At 68.0% G+C, this 23040-nt stretch carries 20 protein-coding genes; 12 read left to right on the top strand and 8 right to left on the bottom strand.

The genetic code is table 11. The features are described from left to right. Nucleotides 1-48 precede the first annotated feature (48 nt). The 8 genes from KHY18_RS03800 to KHY18_RS03765 all read left to right on the top strand — a co-directional run bounded on the left by KHY18_RS03800 (nt 49) and on the right by KHY18_RS03765 (nt 9973). The gene (locus KHY18_RS03800; protein WP_213294488.1) at nt 49-1335 is read left to right on the top strand and encodes an ABC transporter substrate-binding protein; all 1287 of its coding nucleotides are present in this window, start codon (nt 49-51) and stop codon (nt 1333-1335) included. 4 nt (nt 1336-1339) lie between these two features. Then, on the top strand, nt 1340-2245 hold the full coding sequence (locus tag KHY18_RS03795) for a carbohydrate ABC transporter permease (RefSeq protein WP_213294486.1): 906 nt from the start codon (nt 1340-1342) through the stop codon (nt 2243-2245). Then, the gene (locus KHY18_RS03790; RefSeq protein ID WP_213294484.1) at nt 2242-3087 is read left to right on the top strand and encodes a carbohydrate ABC transporter permease; all 846 of its coding nucleotides are present in this window, start codon (nt 2242-2244) and stop codon (nt 3085-3087) included. Before KHY18_RS03795 ends, KHY18_RS03790 begins: the two co-directional genes overlap by 4 nt. 70 nt (nt 3088-3157) lie before the next feature. Then, complete coding sequence (locus KHY18_RS03785; protein ID WP_213294483.1) at nt 3158-4021, top strand: endonuclease/exonuclease/phosphatase family protein; 864 nt, start codon at nt 3158-3160, stop codon at nt 4019-4021. A 4-nt stretch (nt 4022-4025) separates the two neighbouring features. Beyond that, nucleotides 4026-6284: a penicillin-binding protein 1C gene (pbpC, locus tag KHY18_RS03780; RefSeq protein ID WP_213294482.1), complete on the top strand. Its 2259-nt coding sequence runs from the start codon at nt 4026-4028 to the stop codon at nt 6282-6284. Between the two features lie 180 nt (nt 6285-6464). Beyond that, nucleotides 6465-7646, top strand: coding sequence for an alpha-hydroxy acid oxidase (locus KHY18_RS03775; protein ID WP_213294481.1), 1182 nt, complete (start codon nt 6465-6467; stop codon nt 7644-7646). Between the two features lie 121 nt (nt 7647-7767). Next, on the top strand, nt 7768-8691 hold the full coding sequence (locus tag KHY18_RS03770; protein WP_213294479.1) for a DMT family transporter: 924 nt from the start codon (nt 7768-7770) through the stop codon (nt 8689-8691). A gap of 94 nt (nt 8692-8785) precedes the next feature. Then, on the top strand, nt 8786-9973 hold the full coding sequence (locus KHY18_RS03765) for a Y-family DNA polymerase (RefSeq protein WP_213294622.1): 1188 nt from the start codon (nt 8786-8788) through the stop codon (nt 9971-9973). A gap of 13 nt (nt 9974-9986) precedes the next feature. Here KHY18_RS03765 and KHY18_RS03760 read toward each other — a convergent pair whose 3' ends face one another. Then, on the bottom strand, nt 9987-10922 hold the full coding sequence (locus tag KHY18_RS03760) for a LysR family transcriptional regulator (RefSeq protein ID WP_213294477.1): 936 nt from the start codon (nt 10920-10922) through the stop codon (nt 9987-9989). Between the two features lie 104 nt (nt 10923-11026). On the opposite strand from KHY18_RS03760, the gene KHY18_RS03755 reads away from it, so the two are divergent. The 3 genes from KHY18_RS03755 to KHY18_RS03745 all read left to right on the top strand — a co-directional run bounded on the left by KHY18_RS03755 (nt 11027) and on the right by KHY18_RS03745 (nt 14692). Then, complete coding sequence (locus KHY18_RS03755) at nt 11027-11977, top strand: alpha/beta hydrolase (protein WP_249728894.1); 951 nt, start codon at nt 11027-11029, stop codon at nt 11975-11977. A 23-nt stretch (nt 11978-12000) separates the two neighbouring features. After that, complete coding sequence (locus tag KHY18_RS03750; protein WP_213294475.1) at nt 12001-13008, top strand: tripartite tricarboxylate transporter substrate binding protein BugE; 1008 nt, start codon at nt 12001-12003, stop codon at nt 13006-13008. Nucleotides 13009-13132: 124 nt separating this feature from the next. Then, nucleotides 13133-14692, top strand: coding sequence for a methyl-accepting chemotaxis protein (locus tag KHY18_RS03745; RefSeq protein ID WP_213294473.1), 1560 nt, complete (start codon nt 13133-13135; stop codon nt 14690-14692). A 27-nt stretch (nt 14693-14719) separates the two neighbouring features. Here the strand turns inward: KHY18_RS03745 and KHY18_RS03740 are convergent, their stop codons facing one another. The 7 genes from KHY18_RS03740 to KHY18_RS03710 form a co-directional block, all read right to left on the bottom strand. Beyond that, on the bottom strand, nt 14720-17194 hold the full coding sequence (locus KHY18_RS03740) for a TonB-dependent siderophore receptor (RefSeq protein ID WP_213294471.1): 2475 nt from the start codon (nt 17192-17194) through the stop codon (nt 14720-14722). Nucleotides 17195-17312: 118 nt separating this feature from the next. Further along, a complete protein-coding gene (locus tag KHY18_RS03735; RefSeq protein WP_213294468.1) occupies nt 17313-18275 on the bottom strand; it encodes a FecR domain-containing protein in 963 nt (320 codons plus the stop codon). Beyond that, nucleotides 18272-18787 carry a sigma-70 family RNA polymerase sigma factor gene (locus KHY18_RS03730; RefSeq protein WP_213294465.1) on the bottom strand — a complete coding sequence of 172 codons (516 nt, stop codon included), beginning with the start codon at nt 18785-18787 and terminating at the stop codon, nt 18272-18274. Before KHY18_RS03730 ends, KHY18_RS03735 begins: the two co-directional genes overlap by 4 nt. A 139-nt stretch (nt 18788-18926) precedes the next feature. Continuing rightward, nucleotides 18927-19772, bottom strand: coding sequence for an NADPH-dependent 7-cyano-7-deazaguanine reductase QueF (queF, locus tag KHY18_RS03725; RefSeq protein ID WP_213294462.1), 846 nt, complete (start codon nt 19770-19772; stop codon nt 18927-18929). Between the two features lie 101 nt (nt 19773-19873). Further along, nucleotides 19874-20722 carry a 2OG-Fe(II) oxygenase gene (locus tag KHY18_RS03720; protein WP_213294460.1) on the bottom strand — a complete coding sequence of 283 codons (849 nt, stop codon included), beginning with the start codon at nt 20720-20722 and terminating at the stop codon, nt 19874-19876. 91 nt (nt 20723-20813) lie between these two features. Further along, on the bottom strand, nt 20814-21590 hold the full coding sequence (yaaA, locus tag KHY18_RS03715; RefSeq protein WP_213294459.1) for a peroxide stress protein YaaA: 777 nt from the start codon (nt 21588-21590) through the stop codon (nt 20814-20816). An 83-nt stretch (nt 21591-21673) separates the two neighbouring features. Then, nucleotides 21674-22435: a hypothetical protein gene (locus KHY18_RS03710; RefSeq protein WP_213294458.1), complete on the bottom strand. Its 762-nt coding sequence runs from the start codon at nt 22433-22435 to the stop codon at nt 21674-21676. A gap of 15 nt (nt 22436-22450) precedes the next feature. Between KHY18_RS03710 and KHY18_RS03705 the strand changes: the two genes are divergently transcribed. Continuing rightward, a partial coding sequence (locus KHY18_RS03705; protein WP_213294457.1) for a hypothetical protein occupies nt 22451-23040 on the top strand: 590 nt, incomplete at its 3' end.

Genomic DNA, 23040 nt, shown 5'->3' with positions numbered 1-23040 from the left:
TGGCGCGCCAGCGCCCCGTCGTTCATCGCATTCTTTTCAGGAGTTCCCATGCATCGCAAGACCTTCATCCAGACCCTGGCCCTGGCCGCCGCAACGGGCTCGCTGGGCCTGGCCCATGCCCAGGCACCGGTCGAAGTGCCGTTCTACTACCCCGTGGCCGTGGGCGGCGCCGTGGCCAAGACCATCGATGGTTTCGCGGCCGACTTCATGAAGGCCAACCCCAACATCAAGGTCACGCCCATCTACGCGGGCACCTACCAGGAAACCATCGTCAAGGCGCTGACCGCGCACAAGTCGGGCAAGCCGCCCGCGACTTCGGTGCTGCTGTCGACCGACATGTTCACGCTGATCGACGAAGACGCGATCGCGCCCATAGACCAGTTCGTCAAGACCGCCGACGACCAGGCCTGGCTCAAGAGCTTCTACCCCGCGTTCATGGCCAACAGCCAGACCGGCGGCAAGACCTGGGGCGTGCCGTTCCAGCGCTCCACCGTGGTCATGTACTACAACAAGGACTTGTTCAAGCAGGCGGGCCTGGACCCGAACCGCGCGCCGCAGACCTGGAAGGAACTGAGCGAAGCCGCGCAGAAGCTCACGCGCAAGGACGCGAGCGGCAAGGTCGTGCAGTACGGCATACAGATCCCCTCGACGGGCTTTGGCTACTGGATGCTGCAGACGCTGACCACGCCCAACGGCGTGCTGCTGGCGAATGAAGCCGGCACCAAGGTCACGCTCGACAACCCCAAGGTGATCGAAGCGCTCGAATACTGGGTCAATCTGGCGCGCACCGGCGTGCACCCCAGCGGCGTGGTCGAGTGGGGCACGACGCCCAAGGATTTCATCGAGCAGAAGGCGGCGATCATCGTCACCACCACGGGCAATCTGACCAACCTCAAGGCCAATGCCAAGTTCGATTTCGGCGTGGGCCAGATCGCGGGCAATGTGCGCAAGGGCTCGCCCACGGGCGGCGGCAATTTCTACATCTTCAAGAAGTCGACGCCCGCGCAGCAGCAGGCGGCGTTCGAGTTCATCAAGTGGGTGACCCAGCCCGAGCGCGCGGCGCAGTGGAGCATGGACACCGGCTATGTGGCCGTGTCGCCCGCGGCCTACGAGACGCCGGTGCTCAAGAAATACGGCCAGGATTTCCCCCAGGCCCTGGTCGCGCGTGACCAGCTGGGCGTGTCGGTCGCCGAGTTCTCCACGCACGACAACCAGCGCGTGACCAAGCTGCTCAACGACGCCGTGCAGGCCGCGCTCAACGGCAGCAAGACGTCGGCCCAGGCCCTGAAGGACGCGCAGCGCGAAGCCGATCGCCTGCTGCGCAGCTACCAGTAAGACCATGGCCGCGGGCTCGAACATTGCGTCGCGCGCAGCCGTGAGCCAGCATGCGCTGCATGCCTGGCTGTTGCTGCTGCCGGCCTTGGCGCTGCTGGTGGCGTTCACGCACTGGCCCGCGCTGGCCACGCTGATCGACAGCTTCTTTTCGACGCCGCGCGGCAGCCGGCCCAGCCTGTGGGTGGGTCTCGAAAACTACCAGGTGATGGTCGACGACCCGGTGTTCTGGCAGGCGGTGCGCAACAACCTGTGGTTCGCGGGCGCGACCATTCCGCTGTCGATAGGCCTGGCGCTGGCCATGGCGCTGTGGGTCAACGAGCGCATGCAGGGCCGGGCGTTTTTGCGCATGGCCTACTTCACGCCCACGGTGCTGCCCATGATCGCCGTGGCCAACATCTGGCTGTTCTTCTACACGCCGCAATACGGCCTGTTAGAGCAGATCACGGGTGCCCTGGGCCTGCCCTCGCACAACTGGCTGGGCGACCCCTCGACGGCGCTGGCCTGCATCACGCTGGTCGCGATCTGGAAGGAGGCCGGCTTCTTCATGATCTTCTATCTCGCGGCGCTGCAGACGCTCAACCCGAGTCTCAAGGAAGCCGCGGCGATCGAAGGCGCGTCGCGCGGGTATTACTTCCGGCGCGTGCAGTGGCCGCTGCTGATGCCGACCACGCTGTTCGTGCTGGTCAATGCCGTGGTGAATGCGTTCCGCCTGGTCGACCATGTGTTCATCCTGACGCGCGGCGGCCCCGACAACGCCACCAGCCTGCTGCTGTACCACCTCTATGAAGTCGGCTTCAAGTTCTGGGACGCGGGCTATGCGGCGGCGATCACCGTGGTGCTGGTGGTGGTGCTGGCCAGCGTCGCGCTGTTCCAGTTTTTCGTGTTGGACAAACGGGTGCATTACAAATGAGCGCAGCCAAGCAATCGCCGCGCCAGGGGCCGGCGCTGTACACCGTGTCGTGGCTGGACACCGCTGCGGCCTGGCTGCTGGCGCTGCTGTGGATACTGCCGCTGGCCTACGCGGTCTGGACCGCGTTTCACCCGGCCGAGTTCTCGACGCGCTTCGATCTCGCCGCGCCCTGGACGCTGGAGAACTTTCGCCATGCCTGGCAGGCCGCGCCGTTCGCGCGCTACTTTCTCAACACCACGCTGCTGGTGGCGATGATCCTGGCCGCGCAGCTGGTGCTCAGCACGCTGGCCGCCTATGCGTTCGCGCGCTATGAGTTCCGTGGCAAGAACGTGGCGTTTGCGCTGGTGCTGGTGCAGCTGATGATCATGCCCGACATCCTGCTGGTGGAGAACTACCAGACCATGGCCAAGCTGGGCCTGGTCGATACGCTGCTGGCGATAGGCCTGCCGTACTTCGCCTCGGCGTTCGCGATCTTCCTGCTGCGCCAGACTTTCATGGGCATTCCCAGGGAGCTCGACGAAGCCGCGCGCGTCGAAGGCGCGAGCGCGCTGCAGACGCTGTGGCGCGTCTATGTGCCGCTGGCCAAGCCCGTCTACACCGCGTTCGCGCTGGTGTCGGTGAGCTTTCACTGGAACAATTTTCTCTGGCCGCTGATCATCACCAACAGCGTCGAGTCGCGCCCGCTCACGGTGGGCCTGCAGGTGTTTTCCTCGGTGGAGCAGGGCGTCGAATGGTCGACCATCACCGCCGCGACGCTGATGACTTCGGCGCCGCTGCTGGTCGCATTCCTGCTGTTCCAGCGCCAGTTCGTGCAAAGCTTCATGCGCGCGGGCATCAAATAGCGCTGCGACCGGGACGCCCAGACGGTCTTCGCTGGCTTGGGTAGCAGGCGCGTTGGGGTGTAATGCTCGAATGAAAATCCTCAGCTGGAACACCCAATGGTGCTGTGGCCTCGACGGCCTGGTCAGCCCGCAGCGCATCGTCGAGCGCGCGCGTTCTCTTGCCGACGCCGATGTGCTGTGCCTGCAGGAAATCGCGGTCAACTATCCCGGCCTGCAAGGCGCTCCCGGCGATCAGATTGCGCAGTTGCAGCAGCTGTTGCCGGGCTGGCAGCTGTTCTTCGGCGCGGCCGTCGATGAGTTCACGACCATGGGCCGCCAGCGCTTCGGCAACCTGATCGCCACGCGCCTGCCCGCGCTGCAGGTGCAGCACTACCCGCTGCCTTACCCGGCCGATGCGGGCGTGCGCAGCATGCCCCGCGTCTGCACCGTGGTCACGGTGATGGATGCCCGCCTGGGCGCGGTGCGCGTGATGACCACCCACCTCGAATACTTCTCCAAGGCCCAGCGCATGGCCCAGGCGCAGGCGCTGCGCAGCCTGCAGCTTGCGGCCTGCAGCGTGGCCGATGCGCCGCCGCAGGACTGCCGCGATGGCTCGCCGTTCCAGACCAAGTCGCATACCCACCAGGCGGTGCTGTGCGGCGACTTCAACTTCGAGCCGCAGGAGGCCGAATACGCGGCGCTCACGGCGCGCTGGGCGACGGGCGAGGAGGGCGCGCTGCAGCCCGGCCAGTGGCATGACAGCTGGCGCCTGCTGCATCCCGATCAGCCCCAGCCGCCCACGTTCAAGCTGTTCGACCGGCGCTATGGGCCCGAGCCCGTGGCCTGCGACTTCATGCTGGTCAGCGACAGCCTGCAGTCGCGCGTGCGCGACTGGCAGACCGATGCGCACACCCAGGCGTCGGACCACCAGCCCGTCGTGCTGACGCTGGGCTGAGGCCATGGCGCAGTTGAAGATTCGTTGGCGCCTCGTTGCGCTGTGCTGCCTGGTGGGCGCTGCCAGTTCCGCGGCCTGGGCCGTTCCCAGCTACGACGAAGTGCGCGGCGCGCACCGCCCTTCCGAAACCCTGGTGCTGTCGCGCGAAGGCGAAGTGCTGCAGCGGCTGCGCACCGATGCCAGCGTGCGCCGCGGCGAATGGGTGGCGCTGCAGGACATCTCGCCCGCGCTGCGCAATGCGCTGGTGCTCAGCGAGGACCAGCGGTTTTTCGAACACAGCGGCGTCGACTGGTCGGCGGTGTCGGCCGCCGCCTGGGGGCGGCTGTGGCACCAGCGCACGCGCGGCGCCAGCACCATCACCATGCAGCTCGCAGGCCTGGTCGACGGCGACTGGCGGCGCGGCCCGGGCGGGCGCACGCTGGTGCAGAAAGTGGGCCAGACCGTGGCCGCCCAGGTGCTGGACCGGCGCTGGCGCAAGGACCAGATTCTCGAAGCCTATCTGAACATGGTGCCGTTTCGCGGGGAACTGGTGGGCATAGACGCGCTGGCGCGCACGCTGTTCGGCAAGGCCGCGCACGGCCTCGACGCGCGCGAAGCCGCGATCGCCGCGGTACTGGTGCGTGCGCCCAATGCCGCGCCGCAGCGCGTGGCGCAGCGCGCCTGCGCCCTGCTCGAAAAGCTGCAGGCGCGCAAAGTCGACTGCGGCGCGCTGCAGCTGTTCACCGAAAGCAGCCTGCAGCAGCGGCAATGGCCTGCGGCCGAAGGCGTGGCGCCGCATTTCGCGCGGCGTGTGCTCGCGCAGGCCGTCCAGACTGCGACAGAATCAGGACGAACGGACGCCGGCCAGGAGCTGCCCGCGCGCCTGCGCAGCACGCTCAGCGCGCCGCTGCAGCGCCAGGCGATGCGCAGCCTGCAGCAGCATCTGCGCGAGCTGCAGGGCCGCAATGTCGAGGACGGCGCGGTGCTGGTGCTCGACAACGCGAGCGGCGAAGTGCTGGCCTGGGTCGGCTCGTCGGGCGCTTTGAGCCAGGCGGGCGAAGTCGACGGCGTGCTCGCGCTGCGCCAGCCCGGCTCCACGCTCAAGCCGTTTCTCTACGGCCAGGCGCTGGCCGAACGCCGGCTCACGGCGGCGTCGCTGATCGAAGACTCGTCGGCCCACATTCCCACGGCCGGCGGCCTCTACATTCCGCAGAACTACGACCGGCGCTTCAAGGGCTGGGTCTCGGTGCGCACCGCGCTCGCGGCCTCGCTCAACGTGCCCGCGGTGCGCACGCTGGCCATGGTGTCGCCCGATGCGTTCTTCGCCCAGATGGGCGCCTTGGGCATGCCGCTGCGCGAAAGCGGCAGCTACTACGGCTACAGCCTCGCGCTGGGCAGCGCCGAAGTGCCGCTGCTGCAGCTGACCAATGCCTATCGCGCGCTGGCCAACGGCGGCTGCTGGCGGCCCGTGGCCGGGGCGGTCCATGCCGCGGCGCGGCTGCCTGCCGTTGCGACTCCCGCCTGCACGCCCGCGCTCGATGCGCGCGCGGCGTTCATCATCGGCGACATACTTTCCGACGGCAATGCGCGCGCGCCCACGTTCGGCACCGACAGCGTGCTGGCCACGCGCTTCTGGACCGCCGTGAAGACCGGCACCAGCAAGGACATGCGCGACAACTGGGCCGTGGGCTGGTCGCAGCATTACACCGTGGGCGTCTGGGTCGGCAACGCGGGCGGCGAAGCCATGCATGGCGTCAGCGGCAGCAGCGGCGCAGCGCCGATCTGGGCCGAGCTGATGGGGCAGTTGCATGCCCAGCGTTCGAGCCGCGCGCCCCAGCCTCCGGCCGCTTCGGCCAAGCAGCCCGCGCTGCTGCGTGCCGATGTGCGCTACGGCCCCGACCCGGCGACGGGCGAGCCACTGGCCGCGGCACGCAGCGAGTGGTTTCTGCCGGGCACGCAGCAGACGCTGTTCGCGCTGGAGCAGGGCGCTGCGCCCCAACTGGCGGCCGCGGCGCAAGGCCGTATCGCGCGTCCCGCGCCCGGCACCATCGTCGCGCTAGACCCCGACATTCCGCCCGACCGCCAGCGCCTGCAGTTCGCCGCCCGGCTCGCGGCCGGCGACGCGCGCGCGCTGCGCTGGTGGCTAGACGGCAAGGAAGTCGCGCGCGGCGCGCACTGGGCCTGGCTGCCCTGGCCGGGACGCCACCGCATGGAGTTGCGCGATGCCAAGGGGGCGGTGCTCGATACCGTGGCGTTCGAGGTACGGGGGGCTGGGGTGAGGTGAGGGGGGCGCTGCGAAAGCTTGAGCACCGGCCGTTCATGGTTCGACGGGCTCACCACGAACGGGTTGGCGGCGGTATTCGCTGTACAAAATTTCACGCCGCCCCAAATCCTTTCAGCTCCCCAGCCCCCACAGCGCTGCCGCTGCGCATTACGATGCAGCCTGATTAGAAAAGGGCAAACCGTGGCATCCGATCTTTCCAAAATCACCTGCATCGAAGACCTGCGCGCCGTGGCCCAGCGCCGCGTGCCGCGCATGTTCTATGACTATGCGGATTCGGGTTCGTACACCCAGGGCACCTACCGCGCCAACGAAAGCGATTTCCAGCATATCAAGCTGCGCCAGCGCGTGGCTGTGAACCTGAGCGGCCGCAGCACGCGCAGCACCATGCTGGGCCAGGACGTGGCCATGCCGGTGGCGATCGCGCCCACGGGGCTGACCGGCATGCAGCATGCCGACGGCGAAATTCTGGGCGCGCGCGCGGCCAAGGCCTTCGGCATTCCGTTCACGCTGTCGACCATGAGCATCTGCTCGCTCGAAGACGTGGCCCAGGCCACGGACCGCCATCCGTTCTGGTTCCAGCTGTATGTGATGCGCGACCGCGAGTACATCGAAAACCTGATAGACCGCGCCAAGGCCGCGAACTGTTCGGCGCTGCAGATCACGCTCGATCTGCAGATCCTGGGCCAGCGCCACAAGGACATCAAGAACGGCCTGTCGACGCCGCCGCGGCCCACGCTGCGCAACCTGATCAATCTCGCGACCAAGCCGCACTGGTGCCTGGGCATGCTGGGCACGCAGCGGCGCACGTTCGGCAACATCGTGGGCCATGCGAAAGGCGTGTCCGATCTGTCGTCGCTGTCGTCGTGGACTGCCGAGCAGTTCGACCCGCAACTGAGCTGGGCCGACGTCGAATGGATCAAGAAGCGCTGGGGCGGCAAGATCATTCTCAAGGGCATCATGGACGCGGAAGATGCGCGCCATGCGGTCGACAGCGGCGCCGACGCGCTGATCGTGAGCAACCATGGCGGGCGCCAGCTCGACGGCGCGCCCTCGTCGATCGCGGCGCTGCCGTCGATCGTGGAGGCCGTGGGCAAGAACATCGAAGTCTGGATGGACGGCGGCATTCGCAGCGGTCAGGACGTGCTCAAGGCGCGCGCGCTGGGCGCGCGGGGCACGCTGATCGGGCGCAGCTTTCTCTACGGCCTGGGCGCCTACGGTCAGCCCGGCGTGACGCGCGCGCTAGAAATCATCCAGCGCGAACTCGACATCAGCATGGCGTTCTGCGGCCGCACGCAGATCGACCAGGTGGACCACTCCATCCTGGTGCCGGGCAGCTATCCCTTGCCTTTTCCAGCGGCCTGATCGCGCCCGCCGCAGCAATCGCTGATCGCTGCGGCGCGCCTCGCCAAAAGCGCGGCCGCGCGCGGGCAGCGGGCGCTATGCTCGGCGCAGGGGCATCCGGCCCCATTTTCTGGTCCGCCGCATGTCCTCCTCTCTGATCGATTTCTCCTGGCTCTGGGTTCCCATGGTGCTGTTCGCGGCCCTGGCCCAGACCGCGCGCAACGCGGCCCAGCGCACGCTGACCCAGGCCATTGGCACGCTGCCTGCCACCCTGGTGCGTTTTCTGTACGGCCTGCCGTTCGCGCTGCTGTGGCTGGGCCTGCTCTACCTGCTGACGCCGCGCGCCCTGCCGCATTTCAGCCTGGCCTATCTGGGCTGGATCGCGCTGGGCGCGCTGTTCCAGGTGGGCGGCACGGCGATGCTGCTGCTGGCGATGAAGGAGCGCAATTTCGCGGTCGCGGTCACGCTGTCGAAGACCGAAGTGCTGCAGGTGGCCTTGTTCGCCAGCGTGTTCCTGCATGAGTTGCCGACGACGCTGGCGGTGGTGGCCATGGTCATCGCCACCATAGGCGTGCTCACGCTGTCGCTGCCCGCGCGCGACAAGCGCTGGTCCATGTCGGCCTGGTTCAGCCGTTCGGCGCTCTACGGCCTGGCCTGCGGCGCGTGCTTCGCGATCGCCTCGGTGGGCTTTCGCGGCGCGGCGCTGGCGCTGGGTGAATCGTCGCCCTGGATCAACGGCGCCTGGGGCGTGACGCTGGCGCAGACGCTGCAGTCGCTGGTGCTGGGTGCCTGGGTGGCCTGGCGCCATCCCGGCGGCATAGCGCCCGTGTGGCGCGCCTGGCGCGTGTCGCTGGTCGCGGGCAGCATGGGCGCGGCCGCGTCGCTGGCCTGGTTCAGCGCCTATGCGATGCAGGGCGCGGCCCAGGTGCGCACGCTGGGCATGGTCGAAGTGGTGTTCAGCTACCTGGTCTCGCGCCGCGTGCTGCGCGAGCCGCTGAGCTGGCCCGAGAAAATCGGCATGCTGCTGATGCTGTGCGGATTGGTCCTGGTCACGCTGGAGTATTGAATGCGTGCCGGCGCGCAGGCGCCGCTGCACGCACAATCCCGCAGTGACTGATTCCGCCGAAGCGCCGCTGCCGCGCCGCATTGCCCATCTCGACATGGATGCGTTCTACGCATCGGTCGAACTGCTGCGCTACCCCCAGCTCAAGGGCCTGCCGCTGGTGATAGGCGGCGGCCGGCGCGCACCCGACAACGCGCTGCTGCAGCGCTATGCCGACCAGCCGCTGTCGGCGATTCCGGTCGAGGAATTTCCGCTGCTCAAGGACTACACCGGCCGCGGCGTGATCACCACCGCCACCTATGCGGCGCGCCAGTTCGGCATAGGCTCGGCGATGGGCCTGATGAAGGCCGCGCGCCTGTGCCCGCAGGCCATTCTGCTGCCCGTGGATTTCGCCGAATACCGGCGCTATTCGCGGCTGTTCAAGGAAACCGTGCTGTCGATGGCGCCGCTGATGGAAGATCGCGGTGTCGACGAGGTCTACATCGACTTCACCCATGTGCCCGGCGGCCAGCGCCAGGGCGGGCGCTCGCTGGCCAAGCTGATGCAGGGCGCGATCGCCGAGGCCACGGGCCTGAGCTGCTCCATCGGTGTTGCGCCCAACAAGCTGCTGGCCAAGATGGCCAGCGAATTCAACAAGCCCCAAGGCATCTCCATCGTTCACGCCGAAGACCTGCAGGCGCTGATCTGGCCGCTGGCCTGCCGCAAGATCAACGGCATAGGCCCCAAATCGGAAGCCAAGCTGCAGGCGCTGGGCATAGAGACCATTGCCGACCTCGCGGCGCGCCCGCGCGCCTGGCTGCTGCAGCATTTCGGCAAGGCCTATGGCGCCTGGCTGCACGAAGCCGCCTGGGGCCGCGACGACCGCCCCGTGGTCACCGAAAGCGAGCCCGTGAGCATGAGCCGCGAGACCACGTTCGAGCGCGATCTGCATGCGCGCGAAGACCGCGCGGAACTCGCCCAGGTCTTCACCGCGCTGTGCGAACAGGTGGCGGCCGACCTGCAGCGCAAAGGCTATTCGGGCCGCACCATAGGCATCAAGCTGCGCTACGCCGACTTCAAGTCGGCGACGCGCGACATGACGCTCGATCTGCCCACGGCCGACGCCGCGGCGATTCGCCGCGCGGCCGGCCAATGCCTCAAGCGCGTGCCGCTGACGCAGCGCCTGCGTCTGCTGGGCGTGCGCGTGGGCGCGCTGGTCAAGAATGGCGAGGAGCCGCCGCCGGCACGCGCCGCGGCGCGTAGCACGCGCGGCTCGGGCGATCCGTTCACCGCGCCGCTGTTCTAGGCGGTGCCGCCGTTCAGGAGCGCAGGCTGCGCCCGTAGATGTTCTCCAGGCCGGCCCAGACCCTGGATGTGAGCGGCTTGGTCTGGCTGCTCGCGCGCCGGTACAGGCGCACGTTGATCGCCACGTCCTTGTCCGCGCCCGCGGCGCGCACCAGCCGGCCCTGCGCCAGATCGGACTGGACCAGCGTCTGCGGCAGCCAGGCCAGGCCCAGGCCCTGGTGGACCATGGCGTGCAGCGCGTCCGCGAGGTCGGCCTCGTAGACCGTGCGCAGGCGCGCGGTGTCGCACAGCGCATGCATGTGGCTGCGCAGGATTTTGCCCAGCGACATGCTGTGCGCGTAGGCCAGGAACGGCACGACCGGGTCGCCGCCGTCGCAGGGCAGCGCATAGCGCGGCAGCTGCGGCACCAGCGGAATGCTGACCGGAATCAGCGTGTCCTGGCCCACGGGCAGATAGGTCAGGTCATGCCCCTGCAGGCTGCTTTCGATCGCCGGCTGGGCATGGCACAGCAGCAGATCGACCTTGCCCTCCAGCAGCATGTCGACGCCGAAATCCAGGCTGGTCGTGGTGACCTTCCAGCACAGATGCGGCATGGCCTGCTTGAGTGCGGCGATCGTGCCCGGCAGCACCTTGTGCGACAGCGTGCGCCCGGCCGCGATGGTGATGGTCTCTTCGCGCACCCGTCCCGGCTGCTGCAGCAAGCTGTGCGTCTGCTCCAGGATGCTCAGCACTTCATGCGCCGAAGCCAGCAGCGTCTTGCCCGCGGGCGTCAGCGTGCTCGACTGGTGGCCGCGTTCGACCAGCGGCGTGCCGGCCCATTCCTCGAGCGCGCGTATGCGCCGGCCGAAGGCCGGGTGGGTGATGTGGCGGCGCTCGGCGGCCTTGTACAGGCTGCCGGTGTCGGCCAGGGCCTGCAGATCCTGCAGCAGTTTGACGTTTAGTTCATGCATTGAATAAAAATGGGGCTGTGCCGAAACGGCACATGGCGAGCGCAATCGGCAGGGCCGCGCGCCGGCCCTGGCCTAGCATGCTGGCATGCAAAGAAAGCCCTCATATGCCTGAAGTGTGCCTCAGGAAGATTCAGAGCCACTTCATCGGCGGCGCGCAGCGTTGCGTGCAGGATCTGCCGATACAGCACAGGGAAATGGTGCGCAATGGCGGCCAGCGCGCGCTGGACATGAACGGCAGCTACGCCGTGGGCCAGATGTACGCGATGGAATACCGGCTCGCGCGCCCGCGCAGCGCCTTGCCCGTACTGCTGTGGCATGGCGGAGGAATGACCGGCGCGCAGTGGGAATCGACGCCCGACGGCCGCGAAGGCTGGCTGTGGCGGCTGCTGCAGGCCGGCCATGACGTGGTGGTCTGCGACGCCGTGGAGCGCGGGCGCGCGGGCTGGGCGATGTTTCCCGAGATCTACGCCGAGGCGCCGGTGTTTCGCAGCGCGCAGGAGGCCTGGCGGCTGTTTCGCATAGGCCATGCCGCGCCTGGCGGCTACGGCGCGCCGTTCGCCGGCCAGCGCTTTCCGTCGCAGTGCTTCGACGAGCTGGTCAAGCAGATGGTGCCGCGCTGGATAGGCCATGAGGCCATGGCGGCGGCGGCCTACGACGCGCTGCTGCAGCGCTTCGGCCCCTGCGTGGTGATGGGCCACAGCCAGGGCGGCGGCTTTGCCGCGCATGCGGCCTGCCGCCAGCCGCAGTTGGTGCGCGCCGTCATCGGCATAGAGCCCACGGGCATGCCGGCGCCGCATGCCGGCCCGCAGCCCGCGGCGGCGATTGCGCACCTCGCGGTCTGGGGCGACCACTTCGAACACAGCCCGCAATGGCAGACCTATCGTGCCCAGACCGACGCCTATTGGCAGGGCCTGGCGCGTGCCGGGGGCCGGGCCGATGTGCTCGACCTGCCGGCCGCGGGCCTGCGCGGCAATTCGCATTTCTGCATGCTCGATACCAACGGCGACGAGGTATTGCAGCGTGTGCTGGACTGGCTCAAGGATTCGACGCAATGAAATTCAAAAAGGAGATGACTCGTATGCAACGCCGTAATTTCGTGACCCACAGCCTGGCTGCCGCCTCGGCCCTGGCGGCCCTGGCCGGCACCGCGGGCCTGCAGCCCGCCATGGCCGCCGACGCCGCCTGGCCCAGCGCGGACCAGCCCATTCGCCTGATCGTGCCGTTCCCGCCCGGCGGCACGGCCGACGTGGTCAATCGCCTGTTCGCCCAGCAATTGGCGCAGGTGCTGCAGACGTCGGTGATCGTGGAGAACAAGGCCGGTGCGGGCGGCTCGCTGGGCACGCGCCAGGTGGCCGACGCCAAGCCCGATGGCTACACGCTGCTGGGCGCGACTTCGAGCACCCACGGCACCAATCCGGCGGTCTACACCAAGCTGCCCTACGATGCGGTCAAGGACTTCACGCCCATCACCCAGGTCATCACCGTGCCCGGCGTGCTGAGCGTTCACCCTTCGGTCAAGGCCAACAACATCAAGGAGCTGGTGGCGCTGAGCAAGGCCCAGCCGGGCCAGCTGTCGTACGCGTCGTCGGGCGCGGGCGGCCTGGGCCATCTGGCGATGGAGCTGTTCAAGGCAAAGTCGGGCATAGAGCTGATGCATGTGCCTTATCGCGGCGCCGGCCCGGCGTTCACCGATCTGATCGGCGGCCAGGTGTCGATGCTGTGGGAGCCTCTGCCGGCGTCGCTGCCGCACATCAAATCGGGCAAGATCCGCCCCATCGCCGTGGCCACGGCCCAGCGCAGCAGCGAATTGCCCGACGTGCCCACGTTCGCCGAATCGGGCGTCGCGGGCTATGCCGTCCAGGCCTGGAACGGCCTGCTCGCGCCCAAGGGTCTGCCCAAGGACATTCGCGACAAGCTGCACAAGGCCAGCGTGCAGGCCCTGGCCGATCCGCAGCTGCGCCAGCGGCTGGCCGAACTGGGGGGCACCGTGGTCGCGAGTTCGCCCAACGATTTCGCCGTCGTCATCGCCAACGATGTCGCCACATGGAAGCGTGTCGCGGCCACGTCGAAGATCAGCCTGGATTGAGTTCCATGCCCGGGCTTTTGCGCCGCTGAAAGCGCTTCAGGCTATGCGATGATCGCTGGCAGGCCCTTCGATGGGCCTGCACGGCTTTTCCGTGCCCGAGAACTACAAGCCAGGAGCCCAGCGCATGCGCGTCAATTTGCCCGTCACCCAAAACAACCATGATTTTTCAGACGGTGAGCTGTTGGTCTCGACGACCAATACCAAGGGCGAAATCACCCATTGCAACGCCGCGTTCGTGCGCGTCAGCGGCTATTCCTACGAAGAGCTGATGGGCCAGCCGCACAATCTGGTGCGCCACCCCGATATGCCGGCCGCCGCCTTCAAGGACATGTGGCGCACGATCGCCCATGGCTACCCCTGGACCGGCCTGGTCAAGAACCGCCGCAAGAACGGCGACCATTACTGGGTGCGCGCCAACGTCACGCCCATCATGCAGAACGGCAAGCCGAACGGCTATATGTCGGTGCGCAGCAAACCCGCAGCGAACGAAGTGCGCGACGCCGAAGCGCTGTACGCGCGCATGCGCGCCGAAGAGGCTTCGGGCCGGGCCACCTTGCGCCTGCGCGGCGGCGAAGTGCGCGCCCTGGGCTGGCGCGCCGTGGCCAGCCAGTGGCATGACCTGGGACTCACCGCGCGCATGGCGCTGATGCTGGTCATCGTCGCCGTGCTGGCGCTGCTGCCCGATGTGCTGGGCTGGACCGGGCCCTTGGCCTGGGGCGCTCGCTCGGTGGTGCTGGCGCTGGGTTCGGCCTGGGTGCTGTGGCGTTTTCACTCGCGCTGCGCGGCGGGTCTCGAGGCCGCGGGTCAGTTCGCATCGGACCTCGCGGGCTGCAATCTCATGACCGTGCCCGACAACCGCTATTCGGGCGAGATGGGCAACCTGCTGCGGCGCATGCAGCAGATCCAGATCAATCTGCGCGCCGTGCTCGGCGATCTGCTGCACGACGTGCAGGGCTTTGCCCAGACTTCACAGGAAATCGCCCGGGGCAGTGCCGACCTGGCCAATCGCACCGAGTCGCAGGCCACGAGCCTGCAGCAGACCGCGGCGTCGATGGAAGAGCTGTCGGGCACCGTGAGCCAGACCGCCGAGACCGCGCAGCGCATGGCCGATGAAAGCGAGCAGAGCACCCAAGTGGCAGGCCGCAGCGGCGCCGCCATCCAGGAAGTCGGCGCGGCCATGGAGCGCATTCGCGGCTCGTCCACGCGCATGCGTGAAATCATCGGCGTGATCGAAAGCATTGCGTTCCAGACCAATCTGCTGGCGCTCAACGCCGCGGTCGAAGCCGCGCGCGCGGGCGAGCAGGGCCGGGGCTTTGCGGTGGTCGCCGGTGAAGTGCGCGCGCTGGCCCAGCGCAGCGCGGCCTCGGCCAAGGAAATCGGCACGCTGATCAACAGCACCGTCGACGGCATCAACGACGGCAATGCGCGCATGGCCCAGGCCGGAGACACCATCCAGGGCATGGTCACGGCCGTGGACCGCGTGGGCAGCCTGGTGCACCAGATCAGCATCGCCACGCGCGAACAGTCGGCGGGCATAGGCCAGGTCAACGAAGCCGTGGCCCGGCTCGACGCGGTGACGCAGCAGAACGCGGCGCTGGTCGAGGAGTCTGCCGCATCGGCCGCCTCGCTGGGCCACCGCGCGCAGATGCTGCGGCGGTCGGTGGCGGTGTTCAGGCTCGATTGAGATCGGGCGCGCGCGCGGCGCAAGCCGTCAGAACCGGTAGTTCGCGGTCAGCAGCCAGTTGCGCGGCGCGCCGAAGCCGTTGCCGTTGAGGGTCGAACCAATCGACTCGTAGTAGTGCTTGTCGAACAGGTTGGCGACGTTCAGGCGCAGGTCCAGATTGGGCGTGGCCTGCCAGGCCACCATCAGATCGACCACCGCATACCCGCCCTGGCGCACGCGCGCATTGCCGGTGTGCTGGTATATATCGCTTTGCAGGCGCAATCCGCCACCTGCGCGCCAGGCGTTCAGTTCGCCGGGCAGGCGATAGGTGGTGAACAGCTTGAACAGATGGCGCGGCTGGTCGGTGGCAAATCGGGCCCCGGCTGCGGCGGCGCTGGTGGCTTGCGTGTATTGGGCCTTGGCAAAGGTGTAGCCCGCCGTGACCTGCCAGCTGGACGCCAGTTGGCCGGCAATTTCCAGCTCCAGCCCCTTGCTCTCGACTTCTCCTGCCGCTTCCGCGCAAGAAGGCACGCCCGGCGCGCACTCGCTGCTCGGCAGGCTTCTGGCCAGATTGGTCTGCAGTATCTTGAATGCGGCCAGGCTGCCATTCAAGGCACCGTTCAGGTATTCCCCCTTGATGCCGACTTCGTAGTTGGTGCCGGTGACCGGCGGCAGAAGGGTGCCGCTGCGCGCCTTGCTGCCTTGGGGCTGGAAAATCTTCGTCCAGCTGCCGTACAGCGAGTAGGTGTCATCGAGGTCGTACACCACACCGGCATAGGGGGTGAACTTGCGGTCCACGGAATAGCCGCTGCCGCTGCCGTTGTAGCTGGTCTCGTAGTCGTACCAGTCCAGGCGTGAACCCAGGATCAGTTTCAATGGGTCGGCCAGGTTCAGGCGGGTGGTGACGTAGCTGCCATATTGCTTGACGCGGTCCAGCTGGTTGCCCCACGGAGCTCCAAGCGTTGGATACGGCGCGTTGGCGGTCTGCCAAGGCTGCGTCGGGTCGAAGACGAAGCTGTATCCAGGCGCCGAGCGGCCGGTCGAATGCAGCATTTGATTGCGCCAGGTCGCTCCAACCAGAAGATCGTGCTTGCGTCCCAGCAGCGTGAGAGGGCCCGAGGCATGCAGGTCCAGGCCGCGCATGTGCTCGGTGTAGTCCGAGTCGCCCACGAAACCGTAACGCAGGGTTTCGCCGCCCGCCACGCGCGCTGTGCTGTTGTAGAGCGCTGCCATGTCGGCATTGCTGGCCTGGGCCGAGAGCTTGGCTTTCCAGCCGTTCTGCCAGCGGTGCTCGAGGTCTGCAAATATTCGTTGATTCTGCTTGTTCCAATAGGCCCATGGCGGCGTGTAGTTGGCAGAACGGCTGACCGGCAGCAAGCTGCCGTCGCTGTACGTGGGCAGGCCATACCAGGCCGAGCCATTGTTGACCTCGCGGTTGTACGCAGCGCCCACGCTCAGCGTGGTGTCGGGGCCGAGGTCGGCTTCCAGCGTGCCGTAGACCAGCCGGCGCTCGTTGTTGTAGTGGTCGCGGAACGAATCGGTGTCCTGGTAGGCAATGACGGTGCGTCCGCGCAGCGTCCCGGCAGCATTGAGCGGGCCGCCGGCATCGAGTTCGGTGCGGTAGTTGTTCCAGCGGCCGGCACTGCCCGTGAGCTTGACTTGCGTCTCGTGTGTCGGCCGCTTGCGCAGCAGATTGATGGTCGCGGAGGGGTTGCCGGTTCCTTGCAGCAGGCCGGCCGCGCCACGCAGCACTTCGACGTGGTCATACATGGCCAGGGTATTGAGCCCGGTCATGTCGGAATCCAGATTCGTGGGGACGCCATCCACCATGATGGTGCCGATGTTGAAGCCGCGCGCGCGCATCTGGGTGCGCTCGGGCGCGCCACGCGTCAAGGTCAGGCCCGTGACCTGAAGTGCCACGTCTTCCACGGACTGCAGGCCCTGGTCCTCGATCTGCTGGCGCGTCATCACGCTGACCGACTGCGGCGTCTCGCGCAATGACAGGTTCAGCCGCGTGGCGGTGCTCGCGCTGTGTGTGGTGTACGAGCCCGTGCCTTCGGTGGTCGCGCCCAGGCCCGCCATGCCTTGCGCCGTGACGCGCACTTCGGACAGCGTCGTGCTGCTGGCGGCGCCAGCGGGCGCGAGCGCGGCGGGCGCGAGGCTCCACACGCCATTGGCATTGCGCGTCAGCGCCAGCGGCTGGCCGGCCAGCGCCAGGCGAGCGGCCTGTTCGGGGCTGTAGCGGCCGCGCACGGCCGGCGCCTGGCGGCCCGCGACCAGGGCCGGATCGGTGGCGATCACCTGGCCGCCTTGCTGGGCAATGGCCAGCAGCGTCTGGCCGAGCGGCCCGGAGGGAAGATCGAAGTCGATGGCTTGCGCAGCGCGCGCTGCGGCATGGGGCGCTGCCGGGGTCTGAGCGACGGCCGCCTGGGCCGAAAGCAGCAGCGCCGCGGCGGCGATCCAGGTGAGCGATGAGGGCACGCCGTGGGCGCGCACGCCGGGCAGGCGTTGGTGGGTGGACATGGACGGTGTTCTCTCAGGATGGTGAATCGATGACTGACACTGTCCATGTGCGGCGAGCAGGGAAAAAGTGCTCATCGCGGCGCGATTTATTTTGAAATTCAGCGCCTGCTGCCGGATCTCAGGTGTCTATGGTCGTCAGCCAGCCGGCGCTGTAGCGCTGGATGCGTATCGGCAGGTTGTCGGCCAGCGCCTGCAGAGCGTGGTCGGTGTTGTCGAGCGCAAACGCACCGAGCACGCGCAGGCGCGCGGCTTCGGGCGAGATGCGCAGCAGGCCTGCGCGGTAGGGCCGCAGCGCCGCTATCACATCACCCAGCGATTCGTCGTTGGCCAGCAGCATGCCGTGCTGCCAGGCCGCGGCTTCCTTGGCGCGGCGGTCGTCGGCGCGTATGCGGCCGTCGGCCATGATCCAGGCGCAGCGGCCTTCGCCGAGTTCCTGCGCGCCGCCGCTGCGGCTTCGCAGCACGACACGGTGCTGCAGTACCGCGACCTGTGTGTCTTCGGGCGTCTGACGCACCAGGTAGCGCGTGCCCAGCGCACGCACCTCGCCCTGTGCCGTGGCGACGATGAAGGGGCGAGCCTGATCTGGCGTGACCGTGGCAATCAGCGCACCCTGCGACAGCCGCACCAGTCTGCGTTCGGCGTTGAAATCGAGGTCGGCAATGCTGCGCGGCGCAAGCAGCAACTGGCTGCCGTCGGGCAGGTCCAGCGTGCGCAGTTCGCCGGTCGCGGTATGGGCATCGGCCAGCAGGCCCGACAGCGGCGTCAGGCGGTTGGCGATCCAGCCGGTCGAGGCCAGCACACCGGCGAGCGCGAACGAGCCGCTGACCACATGCCGGCGGCGTGGCCGCACCAGCGCGCCCACGGCGGCCTGCTGCTGCAGCGGCGTTTGTTGCACGAGCGGGTGCACGTTGCGGCCGACAGCCCGGTCCACCGCCTGCCAGGCCGCTTCGTGCTGGCTGCTTGACTGGCGCCATTGCTGCAGCTGTGCCCATTGGCGCGGCGTCATCTCGCCCGAGCGTGCTTCCACCAGCCAGCCTATGGCTTCGCGTATCAGCGCCGGGTCGGGCAGGGCGCGGCTCATGCGAGTCCCAGTTCGTGGGCGCAGCAGACTTCGATGGCGCGCGCCATGTAGCGGCGCACGGTGATCAGCGGCAGGCCAAGCTGTTCGCCGATTTCGCGATAGGTCAGTTCTTGGATCTGGTTGAGCAGGAACACATGGCGAGCCTTGGGCGGCAGGCTGGCCAGCAGACGATCCAACTCCTGCAGGGCCTGCAATGCGGCGTAGCGCTGCTCTTCCGAGGGGTGGGCGGCCTGGGGCTGGTGCGCGAGCGCATCGAGGTAGGCATGCTCCAGGTCGCGCCGGCGCCAGAAGTCGAACAGCGTGCGCTTGGCGATGGTCGTCAGATAGGCGCGCGGCTCGACCAGCGGGGGCAGGGTGCGCGCGCCCAGCAGCTGCACGAAGGTGTCATGCGCGAGATCCTGGGCCTGGGCGTGATCGCCCAGCTTGCGCCGCAGCCAGCCGTGCAGCCAGTTGTGGTGCTCGATGTAGAGAGTGGACAGGTCGCACGGGGAATCGGAGATGCCAGCAGCCATCGATAGCGATCATTCAGACTTCAATGAGAATGATATCCATTATCAATGATTGACTGACGAAGACGGCAAGGCCTGCGCTGGGAGCCAGGCAGGCGTTGCGCGCTTGGTACACCTTGGCCGCTGCGCGTGGCGCAGGCGGCTATTGCCTTGCGTTGCGGATATTGCCCGGCAGCGCCTGCGGATGGCTGGTGCGCAGCGGGTTGATGTCGAGGCCGCCGCGGCGCGTGTAGCGCGCGTAGACCGACAGCTTGAGCGGAGCGCAGCGGCGCCAGATGTCCATGAAGATGCGTTCCACGCACTGCTCGTGGAATTCGTTGTGGTTGCGAAAGCTCACGATGTATTGCAGCAGGCTTTCCTCGTCGATCTTCGCGCCCGTGTAGCGGATCTGCACGCTGCCCCAGTCGGGCTGGCCCGTGACCAGACAATTGCTCTTGAGCAGGTTGCTGGTCAGCGTTTCGGTGACCGCGGGCTGGCTGTCGTCGGCGCGCAGCAGTTCGGGCGCGGGCTGGTAGTGCGTGCATTCGACGTCGAGGCGGTCGAGGCTGATGCCGTCGAATTCATGTACCTGCTGGCGGTCGAACATTTCGGGCGACAGCAGCGTCACGCCCACGCTGCCGGCTTGCGCGCTGCCGCGCCAGGCGGCTTCGCCCAGGTCGGCACGCAACCGCGCCAGGACTTCGCTGGCATCGGCGAAGCGCGCATTGTTGAAGCTGTTGAGATACAGCTTGAACGACTTGCTCTCGATGATGTTGGGCGTCTCGCAGGGAATGGTCACATGCGCGAGCGCGACCTGGGGCTTGCCGCGCAGGTTGAGCCAGGACAGCTCGAACGCGGTCCAGAGATCGGCGCCGAAGAACGGCGGCTGCTCGCCCAGACCGAGCTCGGCGCGCTTGGGTTGGCGCGGCAGCGGAAACAGCAGGCTCGCGTCGTACTGGTCGATGTACGCAGAGGTCTTGCCCAACTGCGAGTGTTCAGGGGTGTTCATTCGGAGAATCTGGTAATTTGCGGCGACTGGGCCGTTGAAGAGGGGGGCAAAACCCCGGCAAAACCCCGGCGGAAACCGCCGGGTGCGCCGGGCCCGCCGGGTTAATCGAACCGTCCCTCGCGCAACCATTTGGTTGCAATCCACTTTTCGCCCTTGATGACGGGAGCGCCGCCGTGCAGCGTGCGGGTTCCGGGGTCGGGCTGGTCATAGCTGAAAAACACCGCATGGCCGCGCTGGGGCACGACCTGCAGCGCCGATTCGGGGAAGATGGTCGCGCCGCCCTGTGCGGGCTCGTTGAGGTAGATGATCAGCGTGCCCACGCGCTGGCCGCCGCGGCGCAGGATGGTCGCCGTGCCTGGCTCTTCGGGCGCGAAATAGTCGTGGTGCGGTTTGTACTCGGCACCGGGGCCGTAGCGCAGCACCTGCAGGCCTTCGCCGTTCTCTATGGGCCAGTTGAGCAGCCGGGCAATGCGCTCTTCGAGCTGCTGCACCAGCGGCAGCTCGCCGCGCTGGAAGAACATGCCGTCGCTGGTGCGGTCGGCGTTGATCTCCTCGCCGCCCGACGCGGTCTCGACGGTCAGCGAGCGCGACAGCCGCGGGCGCGCGGCGTCGATCAGCGCCGCGCATTCGGCATCGGAGAAGACCTGGCCGAACAGCACCACGCGTGGCGACTTCATGCTCATCAGCACGCGCACTTCGCGGTCGCCGACATCGATCACGCCGGGCTCGCCCGCGAGGTCGGGCTCGGGCAGGCCCACAGTGGGCGATGCGCGCTCCGCCGGCATCTGCAGGGCCGCACGCGCCACCGCTTCGTTCCAGCCCGCGGCGGTCATCGCCGTGAGCATGGTGGCGTCGAGCACGCCGATCCGGCGCTGCTCGGCGATCCATTGGAGCAGTTGCGGGGAGGCGCCGGCAACGGCCGGGCCTTGCGCTGTCGAGGAGGAAGTCATGGAATGGGGCATGGCAATCAGGGGATGGCGGCCTGGGCCTGACCGCCTATTTTGACCTGAGCGAAAAGAAAACGGGGCCGGTGTGGCGCAATCAGTCGGCCTGGCGACGGAACACCAGACGTTCGGGCGTCGAGGCGTTGTCGGCAAAAGCATAGCCTTCGGCCGCAAAACCTTGCAACTGTGCGGGCCGTGTAAGCCGCTGCTGCACCACGTGGCGGGCCATCATGCCGCGCGCGCGCTTGGCGTGGAAGCTGATGATCTTGTACTTGCCGCCCTTGAAGTCCTCGAACACGCATTCGATCACGCGCGCGCGCAGATGCTTGCGGTCCACCGACTTGAAGTATTCCTGCGACGCGAGGTTGACGACCACCGGATCGGCCTGGTCTTTCTGGCGCTGGTTCAGGTGTTCGGCAATCTGCTGGCCCCAGAACGCATACAGGTTGCTGCCCGCGGGCGTGGCCAGGCGCGTGCCCATTTCGAGGCGGTAGGGCTGCATGCGGTCCAGCGGGCGCAGAACCCCGTACAGGCCGCTGAGCATCGCCAGATGCTCCTGGGCCCAGGCGATGTCGGGCGCGGACAGCGTGCCGGCCTGCAGGCCTTCATAGACATCGCCATTGAAAGCGAACAGCGCCTGGCGCGCGTTCTCGGCGGTGAACTTGGGGCTCCAGGCCGCGTAGCGCGCCACATTCAGTGCGGCGAGCTTGTCGCTCAGGCCCATCAGCTGCGCCAGCGACTGCGGCGTCTGCAGGCGCAGCACATCGATGAGTTCGCTCGATTGCGCGATGAACTGCGGCAGCGTGTGTTTCAGGCCCGCGGGCAGCGGGGATTCGTAGTCAAGGGATTTGGCAGGGGACAGCAGCAGCAGCATGGACGGTGATGGAAATCAGTGAACATCGGTGAACAGGGCCCAGAAACAACCAGGGGCCCTGAAGGCCCCTGGTTTCAGCGCATTTAAGCGTTGCTGGACTGCTCGAACGGCAGCGTCATGTCGCGCAGGTCACGACGGGTTTCGACCAGCACCAGCGGGCCTTCGTCGATCACCACGGGCGCGGGGCGCTCGCGTGGCACGCGCACGGGCACGGGTTCGGCAGCGATCGCTGCCTGGACGGCGGCAATCTTCTCGGCGTCCGAGTTCACCCATTCCAGACCCGACTCACGTGCAATGCCATGCAGCGTATCGAGCGGCAGCGTGAAGCTGGCGATCTGCGGCAGGCCGGCGGCGGCGACGGGCGCTGCTGCCTGGGGGGCTGCCACGGGAGCGGCGACCACGGCGACCGGTACAACGGCCACCGGGGCGGCCACGGGAGCGGCGGCCACTGCCACGGGAGCAGCTTCGACGGGAGCGACAGGCGCTGCGGCCACGGGGGCAGGAGCCACCGGAGCCACCGGTGCCACGGGCGCTGCGGCGACCGGAGCCGGCGCTACAGGCGCTGCGGCCACGGGTGCGGGCGCTGCGGCTTCGCCTGTGTTGGCGCTGAAGTAGCTGCGGCGTGCGGGCTCGGCATCGGCCTGTTCGGACACTTGCACCGGAGCGTCGCCTTCGGCGGGCTCGGCGGCGTCGAACGCGGGCTGGGCGTCACGTGCGGGGCGTTCGCCACGCTCGCGGCGGTCACGGCCGTAGCGGTCACGCGAACGGCGCTGGCGGGGTTCGCCTTCGGCATTCGTCGCCTGGGGCTGGAAGCCTTCGCCTTCGACCACAGCCGCTTCGAGCACGGGAGCGTTCAGTTCTTGCGGCTGGCCTTCGGCTGCGGGAGCTTCGGCCGGGCGGGGAGCGCGTTCACGGCGCTCGCCACGTTCACCGCGTTCGCGGCGGCCGTTGCCTTCAGGGCGCTCGCCACGCTCGCCGCGTTCGCGGCGCGGGCCGCGCTCGCCGCGGCCATCGGCCTCGAGCGAAACTTCACCGTCGACCGCACCGACTTGCGCCAGATGTGCCGCGGCTTCCAGCGGTTGGCGTGCCTCTTGTTCACGGCCGCCGCGCTCGCCACGTTCACCGCGCTCGCCGCGGTTGCGGCTGTTGCGTTCGCCTTCAGGGCGCTCGTTGCGGCCGTTGCGGCCTTCCGCGCGCTCACCATCGCGGCCTGGGCCGTTGCGGCCTTCGCCACGTCCTTCGGTGCGACCGTCAGCGCGTTCGCCGCGGCGGCCACGGCCTTCACCGGCGTTGTCGCGACCACCTTCACGGTTGCCATCACGGCCGCCTTCGCGGTTGCCGTCACGGCCACCTTCACGTCCGCCTTCGCGTGGGCCGTTGCGCTCACCGCGGCGACCGCGGTTTTCGCCTGGGCGACCGTCGCGGCGGGCTTCACGCGCTTCGCGTGCGG

The sequence above is a fragment of the Acidovorax sp. CCYZU-2555 genome (genome assembly GCF_018413525.1).
In the GTDB taxonomy this organism is placed as follows: domain Bacteria; phylum Pseudomonadota; class Gammaproteobacteria; order Burkholderiales; family Burkholderiaceae_C; genus Comamonas.
Note: the sequence above shows the minus strand (reverse complement) of the source record. Positions and strands in the feature narration are given on the sequence as shown.

Coding starts and splice junctions, on each gene's coding strand:
- KHY18_RS03800 (WP_213294488.1), top strand. CDS start 49: ATGCATCGCAAGACCTTCATCCAGACCCTGGCCCTGGCCGCCGCAACG.
- KHY18_RS03795 (WP_213294486.1), top strand. CDS start 1,340: ATGGCCGCGGGCTCGAACATTGCGTCGCGCGCAGCCGTGAGCCAGCAT.
- KHY18_RS03790 (WP_213294484.1), top strand. CDS start 2,242: ATGAGCGCAGCCAAGCAATCGCCGCGCCAGGGGCCGGCGCTGTACACC.
- KHY18_RS03785 (WP_213294483.1), top strand. CDS start 3,158: ATGAAAATCCTCAGCTGGAACACCCAATGGTGCTGTGGCCTCGACGGC.
- pbpC (WP_213294482.1), top strand. CDS start 4,026: ATGGCGCAGTTGAAGATTCGTTGGCGCCTCGTTGCGCTGTGCTGCCTG.
- KHY18_RS03770 (WP_213294479.1), top strand. CDS start 7,768: ATGTCCTCCTCTCTGATCGATTTCTCCTGGCTCTGGGTTCCCATGGTG.
- KHY18_RS03765 (WP_213294622.1), top strand. CDS start 8,786: ATGGATGCGTTCTACGCATCGGTCGAACTGCTGCGCTACCCCCAGCTC.
- KHY18_RS03760 (WP_213294477.1), bottom strand. CDS start 10,922: ATGCATGAACTAAACGTCAAACTGCTGCAGGATCTGCAGGCCCTGGCC.
- KHY18_RS03755 (WP_249728894.1), top strand. CDS start 11,027: ATGCCTGAAGTGTGCCTCAGGAAGATTCAGAGCCACTTCATCGGCGGC.
- KHY18_RS03750 (WP_213294475.1), top strand. CDS start 12,001: ATGCAACGCCGTAATTTCGTGACCCACAGCCTGGCTGCCGCCTCGGCC.
- KHY18_RS03745 (WP_213294473.1), top strand. CDS start 13,133: ATGCGCGTCAATTTGCCCGTCACCCAAAACAACCATGATTTTTCAGAC.
- KHY18_RS03740 (WP_213294471.1), bottom strand. CDS start 17,194: ATGTCCACCCACCAACGCCTGCCCGGCGTGCGCGCCCACGGCGTGCCC.
- KHY18_RS03735 (WP_213294468.1), bottom strand. CDS start 18,275: ATGAGCCGCGCCCTGCCCGACCCGGCGCTGATACGCGAAGCCATAGGC.
- KHY18_RS03730 (WP_213294465.1), bottom strand. CDS start 18,787: ATGGCTGCTGGCATCTCCGATTCCCCGTGCGACCTGTCCACTCTCTAC.
- queF (WP_213294462.1), bottom strand. CDS start 19,772: ATGAACACCCCTGAACACTCGCAGTTGGGCAAGACCTCTGCGTACATC.
- KHY18_RS03720 (WP_213294460.1), bottom strand. CDS start 20,722: ATGACTTCCTCCTCGACAGCGCAAGGCCCGGCCGTTGCCGGCGCCTCC.
- yaaA (WP_213294459.1), bottom strand. CDS start 21,590: ATGCTGCTGCTGCTGTCCCCTGCCAAATCCCTTGACTACGAATCCCCG.